Raw genomic sequence first — 14439 nt, forward strand, 5'->3', positions numbered from 1 at the left:
GGCTGTTGTCCAGTCGCCACTAAAATTTCATCAGTTTCAATGGCTTTATCTCCTGCTTGAATCCACTTTTTATTTTCAATTAGCCTCACCTGAGTTACTGGTTTTTCGGTGAGGACGCGCACACCTTCTACTTCCAACTGTGCCTGAAGCAATATGGCTATCTCAGGGTCTAGATATGGAAGAACATAAGGATGCTTGACTACCAGCGTCACACTGCAACCAAACCTTGCTAAAGTTTGAGCAATTTCAATGCTTTGGGGAATTCCACCGATAATGACCCAATTTTTGGGTAATGTCGTTCCCTGGAAAGATTGCCAAATATTAGAGAGGGTTAGATAGCCAGTGGTTTGCAATCCTTCAATCTCTGGAATTTCTGGACGCGAACCACTAGCTAGCAAATAAGTACGGGCGCGTAGTAGGCGATTGTTAACGGCAAAAGCCAATTGGGATGAAGATTGAAATTGACCACTGCCAACGATCGCATCGACTCCCTGCGCGGCTAGAATGGCTGGGGAATGCTGTTCTTGGAGATTTGAAGCGACGCATTGAGTATACAGCATCCCTTCTTGCCATGCCATAGATATATGGCATTCTTCTGAGGTATCAGTGTGTGTGGCATGAATACCAAAACCAGCCGCATCCTTCAACTTCTGTGCTAGTTTACCAATTTCGGTAAGAGCATGGTGATGAGTAAACCCGTAGTCTACTTTGGGTTGTACCAGGGCAACTGTAGCACGTAGTTGGGTTGCAGCAAGTGCAGCATAGTATCCAGCAAGACTGCCGCCAATAATTACAACATCGTAGTCATTTGTCATTTGTCATTTGTCATTTGTCATTGGGTATTGGGCATTGGGTATGGGTGAAAATGAAAAATTACCTCATCTCCCCTATTTCCCTACTCTCCACTCCCCACTCAGCACTGAGTTTAGCGCTGTTAGTAAGCGTTGGTTATCGGATTCTTCACGTACAGCAACCCGGAAAAAGCGATCGCCTAGTTCTTTAAAACTAAGGCAATCGCGGATTAAAATCTGGTGATACTTGAGTAATTGTTGCTGTAACTGGGAAGTAGATTCTTGGGACTCAACCAGTAAAAAGTTAGCAGCACTTGGTTGGGGTTGCAATCCTGGGATTTTAGCTAAACCCTGAAATAGTTGGTTTCGTGCAGGTGTTAGCCATGTCCAGGTTTGCTGCTGAAACTCCGTATCCTGGAGTGCCGCAATTGCCGCCGCTGCGGCTAGTGTGTTTACGGGCCAAGGATCGCGCCATAGCTGCCATTTAGCTAGGCAGTCAGGATGTGCGATCGCATATCCCAATCGCAGTCCTGGGAGACTGTAAAATTTGGTCAGCGATCGCAATACTACTAAATTCGGATATTCCTGCACCACCGGAATCAGGCTTTGTTCCTCATTGGGCGGCACAAAATCCATAAATGCTTCATCCACCACAACTAAAGCAAATTGCTCCAGGTAGGGCAAAATAGACTCCCGTGAAAATAGCTTTCCGCTTGGGTTATGGGGGTTATTTAGCAATAGTCCATAGTGAGTGCTGAGTGCTGTTAGCGGAAGCGGGGCGTTTAGCCCGTGCTGAGTGCTGAGTAAAACTAGTAACTCAGCACTCGACACTCGTCGCTCAGAACTAATCAGGGGACACTCCAGCACTTTAGCGTTGTACGCTGCCAAGGTTCGGTAGTAATCGCCAAAGGCTGGAGTGATTAAAATTGTTGCGGCTAATTGAGCTAATTCCCTACCGATTAAAGTAAGTAATTCTGCGGAGCCGTTACCCGGCAGAATCCACTCACACGGCAATTGATGGAAGTGACTGAGAGCTAGTCTCAGTTCACTATAATTTGGGTCTGGATAGTGCTTAAGATTACCAATTTGGGACTTAATAGCAGCGATCGCGCTGTTTGGAGGACCCAACGGGCTGATGCTAGCAGAAAAATCCAGAATAGCATCAGGGGGACAGCCAGCCAGTGCTGCTGCCCAGGCTAAATTTCCCCCGTGTGCAGGTTGCCGCATTAAAAAAGGGTTCCCGAAGACAGAACCTATGCTTTTGGGGGTGCTACCTTTTCTCTAAACAGTTTTCCTGCGGAGAAGGCAGGAACCCTCGTCGCTGGAATTTCCATTTTTTCATTTGTTTTCGGGTTGCGACCTTCACGAGCTTTACGTTCCCGTGATTCAAATGAGCCAAATCCCACCAATGTCACCTTATCACCAGAGGAAACCGCTTCAATAATTGTTTCCAAAGCGGCAGTTAAGACTGCATCCGCTTGTTTCTTGGTAACACTAGCCTTTTCAGCTACGGCATCAACTAATTCACCTTTGTTCATGTCAAACTCCTGAAGGTTTATTTGAAATTTCAGTACGGATGCACAATAATACATTTGTACTGAAATATTTGCTTGCGGAAATACAAAAATCATCCTTTGGGAGTATTTTTACTCAAAACGGCTGTACATCCCATCGGCTCGACTTTTCAATGAATCATTCTAAGGTGTTGTAGCCTGATGTGGATAGATGAAACCATTAATTTATATAGATTTCAGGATTTTTTGTAATTTTAGGGTACTTGTTTCACTAAAAACCACCCAAAAAGTAGGAAAAAATACCTAGTAAATCCCGCAATTGCAAAGAAAACAGGGGAGTGGGGAGGGGGGAGATGGTCAATGTTTGTTGGCATTCATTACCGATGTTGAAGAGTTATTGCTGAAATTAACCAATTTTTATGGAAATTGAAGGCTCAGATTCCCGATTTCTCTAAAAAATCAGGGATTTTGCTCAGTTTTTATGTCTTCTGAAAAATCCAACGCAAAATTTAACCTCCTAACAAGCTTCTTTAGTCAAGAAGGGGTAGAAATTAAAGCTTTTTCCCTAGAAGGCTATCCATTAGTCACATCTTTCTTAACATTTGTATAGCGATGCCTACGGCGGTAAACTACGCTGCGACAACTTCTCCTCTGCAAGACTTACGCGTAGCTTGCTTCGACCTAGTATTATGACGAACGCAGGCACTCAACAAACCCTTGTAAGAATAAATGCTGAAAGCCCCTGAGTATGTGGCTGTTGAATATCCGCGCATTCATGCCGAGTGAGTCAATCCCTAGCAGAAATTTTTTGTTGCACCCAAACCCGAAAAGCACGGGTAGTAGCAATTTCCCCATTCTTTTTCGCTTCTTGAATAAACCGAGGAATCTCCTTCACCGACACAGACACAAAAGTAGGGCTGGTTTGAACTTCTGAATATTGTCCACCTGCAAGCGTGTAAACTCTCAGCACACTGCCGTTATAACGCCAAAATTCAGGGAATCCCATTGCAGCATAAAGCTTAAGCTTGTCTATTGCAGACCGGGAATATTCCACCTCTAGCACAAGGTCAGGGGGCGGGTCGATTGCTATGTCAATATTTTCTTTATCTCGAACTAGCGCTTCATTTTGGATATAATAGCTACTATCTGGCTCGGCTCCCCGCTGCAAATCATCCCGCGTTAAAGTTAGCGAACCAGCGCGTTTAATTTCCCAGCCCAACTCTTCGCACAATACACCAACAAAAACCTCTATTAAGCGATTTGAGTTCTCGTGCGGCATTTGTGGGATCATAATTTCTAAGGTTCGATTGTCATAAGCCAGTCGGGAGTTTCGCTCTGAACCCATTTCAGCCAGCATGGTTTTAAATGTTTGCCAGCTAATGTTTTGGAGTAAAACCCTATTTTCTGCGGGTGTTGTTATTGCCACCATAGTTCAATTCTTTGCAACAAACCTTTTTCCAGTACTGTATCCTTACACCGAACGTTTTACCAAATTCGTTGTATATTGAGTACAAAATCAGGTAAAACATTTTCGCCGGAAATAGTTTGAGGAAATTTTAAAACTTCTACATCCTGTCCTGGACGATAAATTTCTACTTCCTGTTTTTTTTGGTTAATCAACCAACTTAGACGACAACCATTTTCGATGTACTCTTGCATCTTATTCTGAGTTTTTTTCAAGCTGTCATTAGGTGAGAGGATCTCGATGACAAAATCAGGACATAGGGGAATAAATTTTTCTTTTTGTTCTTTAGTCAAAGCATCCCAACGAGATTTTTCTACCCAAGAAACATCTGGAGAACGGTCAGCACCGGATGGTAAAGTAAATCCAGTTGATGAATCAAAAACTTCGCCCAATTGATTTTGGTCGTTCCAGAACCATATTTGAGCGTTAATAGTAGAATTAGTTTTTCCCGTTTCCCCTCCCGTAGGTGGCATTATAATCAAGTCTCCTTGGGCATTGCGTTCTAATTTTAAATCGGGGTTTTCTTCACACAATTTATAAAACTGCTCTCTTGTCAGTTTAATTACAGAATTGAGGTTTAATGTAAGTGCTGTCATAAGAGTATTTACCTTTTTATTAGACGAGTGGGCTACAAATCTATATCCATATATTTCAAGGGCTTTCTCGGCAATTATACCAACACCATCTGTTGCGCTGAGTAACACCCCAGAATTAATATAATGCGATGTGCAACTTATTCTTAAAACCCCACTTCCATTCCTCTCCCCGAAACGGAGAGAGGCTTTGATTCTTGCTCCCCTTCCCTGGTAGGGAAGGGGTTGGGGGTTAGGTTTGAGAGTAAAGTTGCACATAGCGTAATATAAGTTATTTTCATTCTTCTCTACCCTGTAGTCCACCTCTGCGGCTGGCTAGTTATTTTTCAATTTCATCTTCATCTAATAAATGTTTACCAGAAGCAACAATCTTAGTGCGAATTTGCTGCAAACGTTCGCTCAATGGGATTTTATTTGCAGAGTTTTTCAAACTAAGAAATTCAACAAAATCTAAAACTTTTTCTTGCTTGTCTTATAGAAGAGAACGCCACTTTGTTAATAACTCTTGTTCTGAACTCATTAGTATTTACCCACTACTGTTACTTCTATTGTGATTGGGTATTTTTATTGTAGAATGACGTTTAAATTTAATCCTACTTGTGAACAAGAAGATCCCCAACTTCTTAAAGAAGTTGGGGATCTGAGCCTTTAGCAGAGGTGACTCACCTACTCATTCATTATCTTTAATTACCTGCCAGGAACCTTCAACCCCCGACGCTCAAGGATTTGTCGCACCTCTGGGCTGGGCGCATAGTTATAGCCGTAGGAGGAGTTTTCAGAGTCATCCATGATTTGAGGTGTAAGCAATACAATCACCTCATTGCGCTGATTATTTCTGTTTGTACTTCTAAACAGCGAACCAATAAGTGGAAGATCACCCAAAATGGGAATCTTGGAAATAGTTGTCCGATCTGTGTCTTGAATAATGCCTGAAAGAATGAGTGTTTGACCATCTCGCAGACGAACAATACCAGAATTTAGCGATCGTTCAGACACCAAAAATATTTGTTGGAGATTACCTCCTCCAACATTTAGATTAGCTGACGATTGGGGTGCTTTAACAACGGGAGCCACTGATAAGGATACGAAACCATTGTCATCAATCCGATCTACTTTGACAGCTAGGGTTAAACCCACATCTGTTTTTTCAGCTGTAATTGTTTGTGTAGCAATACCATCAGCACTAGTTATTCTGGTTACAATGTTTCCTAGCACTTCTTGGGTCAGCTTAACAGTAGCCTGTTGACCTTCTTGCACAATTAAGGTAGGGTCGGTCAAAATCTTAGCATTGCCATTTGTAACCTGGGCCTGCAAGCTAGCTAGTAACTTTTTGGGGAACTGGTATAAACTTGGGAGAGCGAATGTATATGTATCAGGAGTTCCAGAGGTTGTGCCTGTTGCCGGAGTTCCTGGAGTAAAACCTGTAATACCTGGTTGTAATGCATTACCTCCTGCATCAGCAGTAGCTGATGGTCTGTTGCCTTGTGGGTTAAAAAATCCATCACCTAGAAATGTTCCACCTGTAACGGGATTCTGGATAACCGGCGTACTAGTAACACTGCTCGACGTTTCAGCTCTAGTAGCTGGTCTGGAACCGCCAAAATTCAAAGATGCTGCACCACCATCACTGCTAAAAAATTGATTGCCAACCCCAAAAGAAAAGCTGGTGTTGTAATCCTGGGTGTTTAAGAGGTTAACATCGATAATCTTGACGTTAACTACCACTTGACGACGGCGGATATCAAGCTGAGTTAGTTGAGCCATTGCCATCTCAACTAGCCGGGGAGGGCCAATTAAGGTAAGGGAATTGGTGCGCTCATCTCCTAATGCCTGTAATCCTCTAAGTAATGGGTTAGAGTCTGTAAAATTAACGCGTTGAGTTTCAACTCTGGTTTCTGTGGTCGTCTGACTTTGGGTGACAGGCGCAACTCCAGTACCCACAGCTACGGCACTAACACTGGTAACTTGTCGTTCTCGGCTGACGGCACTTTCTGCTCCCAAGCCGACCAAAAAGTTCAGGGCGACTCCCACTGACACCTGATTGAGTCTCAGGCTACGCATAATCATGTCACGGGTGGAATTAGGTAGTTTAGGTCCAACAAAAACTGTGCGATTGCTGCGGTTAGCTTCCAAACCACTCAAGCGCAAGACGTAGTTAAACACATCTTGCACTGGCTCGTTTTCTATATCCAGGGAGATTGTTTGAGAGGTTGCTTGACCTCCAGCACCAGCAGCTTGCTCACCTCCGATATAAGCCAGGTTCAAATTAGCAGCACGAGCAAGCAGTGATAAAACCTCACGCACTGGCGCATCTCGCAGCACTAGACGAGGTACACGTTCCTGAGTTGCTAAGTCAACAGTGCTAGGAGAAGCATCGGTAGCCGAAATAGCAATATCTCCTACTGGTGGGGCGACGGCTCTGGGTAAGAAAGGTGGAGCCTGACTCACAGGTTGACCTGGCCCAGCAGCTTGTGCAGGTTGTCCGTCAATGGTGACTTCCGGGTTGGGAACGAGAACACCTGGATTTTGACCAGGTTGGGCTGGACTAGTAACAGGTGGTGCTGTGGATGTTGGCGCTGTTGGCGTTGGCGCTGATGCTGTAGTGCCTGTTGAAGGGCTAAAGCTGAGTGTAATTCCATTTGGCGATCGCACCACAGGTTGACTGCCAGGTGCATTGTTGCTACCAGTCACCGTCACCCGAACACTATTAGCATCAAGCTGATTAACCTCGACAGATGCAATTCCTGGTGCTGGGTTATCTTGACGAAAGCTATTACCTTGTGGTAATCGTAATTGAGTGTTGATAACATCAGCGACTAAAGCCTTGCCTCTTTTTGTAGTGAAAACTTGGGGGCGCGACCCAGAAGAAGTTTTCAAAGCAACGCTAATTCCACCATTAACGGGATTTAGCTTGACATCAGTAACTTGACTAATTTGTGCCCAAACTGGTTGAGCCGCCAAAAATACAAAAGCGGCAGTACCTAAAATAAAACTATTACCGTGAAGCTGTTTCACAGTTCATTCCTCACCTTATAAAACCCTGTTTACATACAATTTTGAGTAGGCGATTAGAAACCGCACACCAATTGCTTATGGGGAAACCCCATTGGTGCTAGCCTCTTCCTGTGGGAGAAGACTGCGCTTTGACTACACGAGACTTTCCCACCTACCCTGCGGGAACGTCAACGGCGAACGTGAGTTTCAAAACCCTCAATTTTTCCTTAGTCTGCGGCAAGGGTTTGTCTACGCTTGTGTAGCCGCGAATTCTATATTCGTCCTAGCTCTAATTTGACTACTTTTTCGCAGCAGCTTTAGCTGCTGCGGCTATTTCTTCTGGACTAAGTGGCATCAATACCTGTAACTGGAATGATGTATTAATCGCTGCTGGACCAACCCGCATCGGCGTTTTGTCTAATGGGGATCTTGACTCTGCTGGAGCCAAAGTTGCTTGATAATCTTTAACTATTAACAAAGGCTGTAACCGCTCGATGTTACGAATTATCGATTGTGTTTGTTCATAAGTTGCAGTAATCTCGGCATTGATACTACTGCGTTGCAGCTTGCCGTCAACCTGTAGTCCTAGACTTCCATCGACAATCGGTTCTGGTTTTTGGGAAATTGGCACAAATTTCTTTAGTTTGGCTCTTACTGCATTAATAGAAGTTGGAGTATTGCCAGACTCAATTAAGCGGTTCAAATCCAATAGCAATGTATCTAAGGTTTTTTCGTTAGCAAATAAACTTAAAACCTGAACTTTTTGCTGCTTTGCCTGTGCTAGTTCGTCTTTAACTTTGTCAATCTGTTTGATATTGGCTTTTTTTTGCTCAATTTGCGCTTGCAGCTCTGTGCTTTTGGCTTGCTGCTGCTGATAGCTTTCCCAAGCTGGCATCAGCAGGTTTAACACTATATAACCTGCTCCCGCTAAACCAACTACCCCCACCAAGATTCCAATAATTTTTGGTGTGAAAGCAATACCAAATACCACAGGTGAGGCTGGCGCTGCCTGATCGAATTCCCCAGCTTGTTCGGCAAAATTTAAATCATCACTCAGCGTCATTTTGAAATGACTCCTGTTTGTTGCATATTACGAATTCGAGTTACTAACCCCACTGTGCCTTTTTTTTCTAACTCTCGAATTAATTCCGACGCTGGAACGTCGTTCATGCTCGATTGAATAGTGTATTTAACTACTTGAGGTGGCTTAATTATTACATCAGTAGAAGATTGACTCGCACTTGCTGTTAAGGGAGCCTCTACTAACGTTGCTGTCAGAATTCTGGTTTCTGCGGACTTCAAAAACTGAGACTGTTGTAAACTCAATAAGAAATCATTGACATCATTAAAAGAACGAGCCAATCCGTTAATTTCTAATCCCCCTGCGGGATTATTTGGTGGCTGACCTGCCGCTACCGCAATGGGTGGGATTTGCTTGATGTTCTCGATTTGCACTGCGCTTGGGATGCGATCGCGCAAATCTTGCAGCATGGCTGACCAAGGACGAATCTGGTCAAATACAGTTACTAAAGCTTGGGTTTCCCCTTTAATTGCATTTGTCTCGGCTTTGATTTTGTTCAGATTTCCTATTTCTGTATCTAACCTCTTGCTTTCTTGATCTAATTGTGCAATTTGACCATCTAATTCAACAATCTTCCCTTGTAACAACCACCAACCAACTCCCAATAAAGCTGGAAGACCTACACCTACTGCAACTCCCACATACAGTAGTGTTAAATCCCCTGTAGGAAATTTGAGGTTTATTCCTCCCTTTTTCTCAGGCTTTTTCTGGTATGCTGGGCGGTCTTTAAGAAAGTTAACATCTAGGCTGTACATTTTATTACACCTCCCGCATTCCTAGACCAAGTACGATCGCCAAACCAGAGCGTTGTACCTGTGGATATTTATCAGTGTCCACTTCCAAAGACAAAGACCCGATTGGATCTATTTGGGTAGTTGGCAAACTCAATCGTTGGGTAAAAAATTCATCTAGCTGTTGAAGTCCACCTCCTGGTCCAGCTAATAAAATCTGCGCTACCTCCAAATTTTCACTTTGATTTAGGTAAAAATCGATGGAGCGGCGCAGTTCATCCGTTAGTTCTCCCAAGACTCTTAATATGGCAGCCATGCCAGGATCGAGTTCGGTAACGCCAGTTTTCCCGCCATCTATGGGAGTTGCAGGAATAACCATTCCGTGTAACATTTCCATATTTCGTGATGTAGGTAAGCTCATTGCCCTTGCTAAGGCAGTTTGCATTTGATAAGTCCCGATTGGGACTGTGCGTGAAAATTGCGGTACTCCGTTAACGATGATGGCAATTTCTGTACTGTCGAACTCGATATCAACTAATACTGCTGCTTCTTGCGGCCCAAATTGTCGTAGTTGTTCGCGAATAGTCCGAATTAGAGCAAAACTGTTAATTTCTAAAACATCAATTTGTAATCCTGCTTGCTCAAATGTGCTTATATAGGTATCCGTTATCTCTTTGCGGGTGGCAACTAGGAGTACGTGTACTTTTTCAATGCCATCTTCATCTACAAAATACCCAAGTTTCTGATAATCTACATCAGCCTCTTCACGAGGATAGGGTAAATACAAACCTGCTTCATGGTTCAGCACCATTTCTCGCAGTTCTTTATCATCTAACTCTGCTGGCACTGGTATAATCCGAACGATAGAATCTCGTCCTGGTACACCAGTAGCAACGTGAGAAGTTTTGATTTTGCTCTCAGCTAGCGCCTGCTGGATTAATTGCGCCATTGCTGGCGGGTCGTTGATTTGACCATCAGTAACTATCCCTTCTGGAACTGCTACCGATGTATAGATTTCTAGTTTCAAGCCTTGACCCTGCTTGCGTAGCTGAACAACATTCACCCGTTCAGGAGCAAGTTCAATGCCTACCCCTTTTTTCGATTTGCCAAACAGACTATTGAAGCTTTTTACCACAGTTGTGCCCGCTGGACTACTAAATTGAAAATTTAAATTAGTTGCAGTAAAGGCGTTATATATTACGTCTTTACGGGTAATTTATTTAGCCTATAATCTCAACAATTCTGTCTAAGCTTTTCACACCGATCAAGCGTAAAAATACTGGGAAAATGATTCAATTGCGAAAATTTAAACAACTTGTTGCTTTAGTACTGCTTGGCTTATTAACCAGTTGGATTGTAAGTTGCAGTACAGGCAATGTTAATACAAGTACAAAACAAGCTACTTCAGGAGTGGGAACTGTTGAGTTTTGGACAATGCAACTCCAACCTCAATTTACCGACTACTTCAAAAGCCTAATTGCGAATTTTGAATCGCAAAATCCAGGTATAAAGATTAACTGGGTTGATGTACCTTGGGCAGCAATGGAGAACAAAATATTAACAGCTGTCTCCGCAAAAACGCCACCTGATGTAGTCAACTTAAATCCGGGTTTTGCTTCTCAACTTGCCGGACGAAATGCCTGGTTAAATTTAGATGCGAAAGTCCCAAATGATGTACGTTCCTCCTATCTGCCGAATATCTGGAAAGCAAGCACGCTTAATGGTAAGAGTTTTGGGATTCCCTGGTATCTCACCACACGGTTAACCATTTATAACACTGATTTATTAAAACAGGCAGGTATCAATAAAGTCCCTGCAACCTACGCAGAATTGGCACAAGCCGCGCAACAAATTAAAGACAAGACGGGTAAATATGCCTTTTTTGTGACTTTCGTACCGCAAGATTCCGGTGAAGTGCTGGAATCGTTCGTGCAAATGGGAGTCACTTTAATAGATGCTGAGGGCAAAGCCGCGTTTAATTCAGCACCAGGTAAAGCTGCGTTTCAGTATTGGGTGGACTTGTATAAAAAAGGTTTGCTTCCTAAAGAGGCTTTAACTCAAGGACATCGCCACGCGATCGATTTATACCAATCTGGAGAGACTGCGTTTCTAGCTTCTGGGCCAGAGTTCCTGAAAACGATCGCTAATAATGCCCCAAAAATTGCTCAAGCTTCAGAAATAGCACCTCAACTCACTGGTGACACAGGTAAGAAAAATGTCGCGGTAATGAACATAGTTATTCCCCGCGATAGTAAACAACCAGATGGCGCTGTGAAATTTGCTTTATTTGTCACCAATGACGAAAATCAGTTAGCCTTTGCTAAAGCTGCAAATGTTCTACCTTCTACAATCAAAGCATTATCTGATACTTACTTTAAAGATGTTCCAGCTAATGCTTCAACAGTAGAAAAGGCGCGGGTTATCACTGCCCAACAACTGCAACAGGCAGAAATATTAACTCCTACTTTGAAGGATTCCAACAAACTGCAAAAGGCTGTTTACGAAAACTTGCAAGCAGCAATGTTAGGCGAGAAAACTGTAGATAAAGCCGTAGAAGATGCGGCGCAAGAGTGGAACAACAGATAAGTTTTGTAATTTCTAATTCCTAAGGGAACTCCAAGAAATAAATTATCCAATCTTGTGGGGTGGGCATATTGCCCGCTATATGAACTGGGCGGGCAATATGCCCATCCCACAATAAATAATTGAATATTTTTTTATTTGTCAGTCCCTAATTACGAATTACGAATTACGAATTATATTGGTGGTTGATAAAAAATCTCCTACTAGATAAAGGGAACCACACAAAACGATTAAATCGTCTATGGTGGTGGTTGAGGTTGCGGCTTCTAGTGCTGTGAATAAATCTGGATGGATTTGGCGATCGCTTAATTCTGGACAGAGGCTGTAAGCTAGGTTTGATAAGTAGTCTAGGTCAGCAGAAGTTCTACCGGCCCAAGGTTCTACTGGTATTGGCACTAAATAAAGGCGATCGCCTGGTCGCAGTAAAGCGGTAAAAATATCAGCATGATCCTTATCGGCAAACATTCCCACAATCCAATTGACGGGCTTATGGTTAACTGCGTCTAAGCTATCAACATATTGGCGAAGAACTTGAGCGGCGGCGGTATTATGAGCGCCATCAAGTAATAATTTATGGTTGTTCCAAGTAACCCATTGCATCCGCCCCGGCCATTTAGTTTTTGCCATGCCGTTAATTATGGCTTCTTCTGAAATCTGCCAACCCTGTTGTTGAAGAATTTCTAAAGCAGCTATTGCCAAAGCTGAATTAGTTAATTGAATTTGTCCCGCCAACGGCAACGGATATTTAATTAATTTTGAATTTTGAATTGTTTCATACTCTGCCCATCCTGTGGCGATTTCACGGGCAGGTTGAGGCGTAAAAATTGGACATTGTAATTCTAAGGCGCGCGATCGCACCACTTTCTCTGCCTCTGGTGGTAATGGTCCAACTACAACGGGACATCCAGGTTTAAGAATACCTGCTTTTTCTCTAGCAATGTCAGCGACGGTAGGGCCAAGTTGTTGCCAGTGTTCCCGGCTAATGGAAGTAATGAGTGTAACTAAAGGTTCTAAGCAGACATTCGTAGCATCTAACCGCCCTCCCAGTCCGACTTCTACCACAGCCACATCAATTTGCTGCTGGGCAAAATATAACCAAGCAGCCGCCGTAATTACTTCAAACTGGGTTGCCGATTCGTCACCAGCACGAATAACCACTTGGACTTTTTCTAATAATTGGCTTAATTCCTCTGAGGAAATTGGCTGTTCATTCAGACAAATACGTTCCGTCCAATCAACTAAATGGGGGGAAATGTAGCGTCCTGTACGATAACCAGCCTCAGTGAGTACCGAGGAAAGATAGGCACACACTGAACCTTTGCCATTAGTGCCAGCAACATGAATTACCGGAACTTGGTGATGAGGATTGCCGAGATTTGTCAATAGATTGACAATGCGATCGAGTCCCAGATGGACGCCAAAGCGTTGCAGGGGTTGTATTACAGAATCGATATCCAAGGAATGGGAGCGGGGAGTGGGGAGTGGGGAGTGGAAAGCAGGGGAGCAGGGGAGCAGGGGAGCAGGGGAGAAGTTGCAGTCTTTTGCCTTTGCTCCCTGCTCGCTACCTCTGTGGCTCCTGTTACCCAATTCCCAATGGCATTAATCGATATGAATGAAACCGACTGTCTCCATAGACAGAAACAGCCGATTGAAGAGTGATGATATTAAGCCTAAATTAGGCTTCCCGATCCAAAAAGCCTTGAATTTGTCTTAAAGCCGCAGCGCCAATATTAAACACTGCCCAGCTAGCGGCAATAACAACTGGTGCTAAAACGATCGCTATACGGTAATCGATATCCATATCTAGAACCCCTCTCTTAAGTAGAAATTAAAGTTTTGTCAACTGCTCTCATTTTTATTTTTAGCTGAAGTGGGCAACTTTTCCAAATACAAATGTAAAGAATGTTTAAATTATGGGGTATTGAGTATTGGGTATTGGGGATAAGAGGCAGAGTTGCAAAGGGGCAGAGGGGAAAAAACTTACTACAACTTCTCTTCTCCTCTGCTCACCACTCCCCACTCTCTAAGCCTTGCCAAAACCAATATCAGTACTCTTACCAGCATGAACTAAAGCTAACTTTTGGTAACGTTTAGCGTGTTCAATCAGTTCTGCGGCTTCAACGTCTGTTACTTGGCGTAACACTTTACCTGGAATACCGACAACTAGAGACAAAGGCGGTACATTTTTAGTTACCACTGCGCCAGCACCAATAATGCTACCAGTACCTACTCGTACCCCATCTAAAATCACTGCGCCAATGCCAATCAAGCTTCCACGCTCGATGTAAGCAGAATGTACGACAGCGCGATGTCCTACGGTAACATGATCTTCTAAGATTGTTGGAAAACCAGCATCACCATGTAAAATTGCACCATCTTGAATATTGGTGCATTCGCCAATTTCAATCCGTTCTACATCTCCCCTTACCACTGCGCCATACCAAATGCTCACTCCTGTTGCTATATTTACTGAACCCATAACAACAGCATTGGATGCAATGAAGGCAGCTTGAGAAAAATCAGGAGATGTCCAGTAAGAAGCGGTAGACACGATAGAATATGAATATGGTACCCAGGAACACTGGAAAAACTCCAACCTTTGAGGCTGGTTGCACAACCAGGATATCACAGCGTCAAGCCTCTACGCTGAGGAAAACACTAGTGAATAATGTTCCTGCCGCAACACC

The 14439-nt window shown here is 43.5% G+C and carries 13 protein-coding genes; 1 reads left to right on the plus strand and 12 read right to left on the minus strand.

The genetic code is table 11. The annotated features are described in order from the left end of the window. From RMY16_RS19070 to pilM, 9 genes are all read right to left on the minus strand, one after another. Nucleotides 1-815: FAD-dependent oxidoreductase (locus RMY16_RS19070; protein ID WP_322737736.1), on the minus strand; the 815-nt coding region annotated here is incomplete at its 3' end. A gap of 72 nt (nt 816-887) precedes the next feature. After that, nucleotides 888-2018 carry a threonine-phosphate decarboxylase CobD gene (gene cobD / locus RMY16_RS19075; RefSeq protein ID WP_322737737.1) on the minus strand — a complete coding sequence of 377 codons (1131 nt, stop codon included), beginning with the start codon at nt 2016-2018 and terminating at the stop codon, nt 888-890. A 26-nt stretch (nt 2019-2044) separates the two neighbouring features. Next, nucleotides 2045-2329 carry an HU family DNA-binding protein gene (locus tag RMY16_RS19080; RefSeq protein ID WP_010998076.1) on the minus strand — a complete coding sequence of 95 codons (285 nt, stop codon included), beginning with the start codon at nt 2327-2329 and terminating at the stop codon, nt 2045-2047. Nucleotides 2330-3092: 763 nt separating this feature from the next. Further along, nucleotides 3093-3734, minus strand: coding sequence for a Uma2 family endonuclease (locus RMY16_RS19085; protein WP_322737738.1), 642 nt, complete (start codon nt 3732-3734; stop codon nt 3093-3095). Nucleotides 3735-3790: 56 nt separating this feature from the next. Beyond that, a complete protein-coding gene (locus RMY16_RS19090; protein WP_322737739.1) occupies nt 3791-4366 on the minus strand; it encodes a Uma2 family endonuclease in 576 nt (191 codons plus the stop codon). A 684-nt stretch (nt 4367-5050) separates the two neighbouring features. Continuing rightward, a complete protein-coding gene (locus tag RMY16_RS19095) occupies nt 5051-7378 on the minus strand; it encodes an AMIN domain-containing protein (protein WP_322737740.1) in 2328 nt (775 codons plus the stop codon). A gap of 277 nt (nt 7379-7655) precedes the next feature. Then, nucleotides 7656-8420 (minus strand): pilus assembly protein PilO, encoded by a 765-nt coding sequence (locus RMY16_RS19100; RefSeq protein ID WP_322737741.1) that lies wholly within the window; start codon nt 8418-8420, stop codon nt 7656-7658. After that, nucleotides 8417-9193, minus strand: coding sequence for a PilN domain-containing protein (locus RMY16_RS19105; protein WP_322737742.1), 777 nt, complete (start codon nt 9191-9193; stop codon nt 8417-8419). Before RMY16_RS19105 ends, RMY16_RS19100 begins: the two co-directional genes overlap by 4 nt. 4 nt (nt 9194-9197) lie before the next feature. Then, entirely contained in the window at nt 9198-10304 is a 1107-nt protein-coding gene (gene pilM / locus RMY16_RS19110; RefSeq protein WP_194042182.1) for a type IV pilus assembly protein PilM, read from the minus strand. 152 nt (nt 10305-10456) lie between these two features. Here pilM and RMY16_RS19115 point away from each other — a divergent pair, with 152 nt between their 5' ends. Further along, nucleotides 10457-11755, plus strand: coding sequence for a sugar ABC transporter substrate-binding protein (locus tag RMY16_RS19115; protein ID WP_322737743.1), 1299 nt, complete (start codon nt 10457-10459; stop codon nt 11753-11755). Nucleotides 11756-11911: 156 nt separating this feature from the next. Here RMY16_RS19115 and RMY16_RS19120 read toward each other — a convergent pair whose 3' ends face one another. The 3 genes from RMY16_RS19120 to RMY16_RS19130 all read right to left on the minus strand — a co-directional run bounded on the left by RMY16_RS19120 (nt 11912) and on the right by RMY16_RS19130 (nt 14303). After that, the gene (locus RMY16_RS19120) at nt 11912-13210 is read right to left on the minus strand and encodes a folylpolyglutamate synthase/dihydrofolate synthase family protein (protein ID WP_322737744.1); all 1299 of its coding nucleotides are present in this window, start codon (nt 13208-13210) and stop codon (nt 11912-11914) included. Between the two features lie 217 nt (nt 13211-13427). Further along, the gene (locus tag RMY16_RS19125; protein WP_012411301.1) at nt 13428-13553 is read right to left on the minus strand and encodes a photosystem II protein Y; all 126 of its coding nucleotides are present in this window, start codon (nt 13551-13553) and stop codon (nt 13428-13430) included. 222 nt (nt 13554-13775) lie between these two features. Then, complete coding sequence (locus tag RMY16_RS19130) at nt 13776-14303, minus strand: gamma carbonic anhydrase family protein (protein ID WP_322737746.1); 528 nt, start codon at nt 14301-14303, stop codon at nt 13776-13778. Nucleotides 14304-14439 lie beyond the last annotated feature (136 nt).

The organism is Nostoc sp. DedQUE12b (assembly GCF_034530835.1).
Lineage (GTDB): Bacteria > Cyanobacteriota > Cyanobacteriia > Cyanobacteriales > Nostocaceae > Nostoc.

Excerpts from the sequence above, each read along its gene's own strand:
- RMY16_RS19090 (WP_322737739.1), bottom strand. The coding sequence starts at position 4,366 with ATGACAGCACTTACATTAAACCTCAATTCTGTAATTAAACTGACAAGA.
- RMY16_RS19085 (WP_322737738.1), bottom strand. The coding sequence starts at position 3,734 with ATGGTGGCAATAACAACACCCGCAGAAAATAGGGTTTTACTCCAAAAC.
- RMY16_RS19105 (WP_322737742.1), bottom strand. The coding sequence starts at position 9,193 with ATGTACAGCCTAGATGTTAACTTTCTTAAAGACCGCCCAGCATACCAG.
- cobD (WP_322737737.1), bottom strand. The coding sequence starts at position 2,018 with ATGCGGCAACCTGCACACGGGGGAAATTTAGCCTGGGCAGCAGCACTG.
- RMY16_RS19125 (WP_012411301.1), bottom strand. The coding sequence starts at position 13,553 with ATGGATATCGATTACCGTATAGCGATCGTTTTAGCACCAGTTGTTATT.
- RMY16_RS19080 (WP_010998076.1), bottom strand. The coding sequence starts at position 2,329 with ATGAACAAAGGTGAATTAGTTGATGCCGTAGCTGAAAAGGCTAGTGTT.
- RMY16_RS19100 (WP_322737741.1), bottom strand. The coding sequence starts at position 8,420 with ATGACGCTGAGTGATGATTTAAATTTTGCCGAACAAGCTGGGGAATTC.
- RMY16_RS19115 (WP_322737743.1), top strand. The coding sequence starts at position 10,457 with ATGATTCAATTGCGAAAATTTAAACAACTTGTTGCTTTAGTACTGCTT.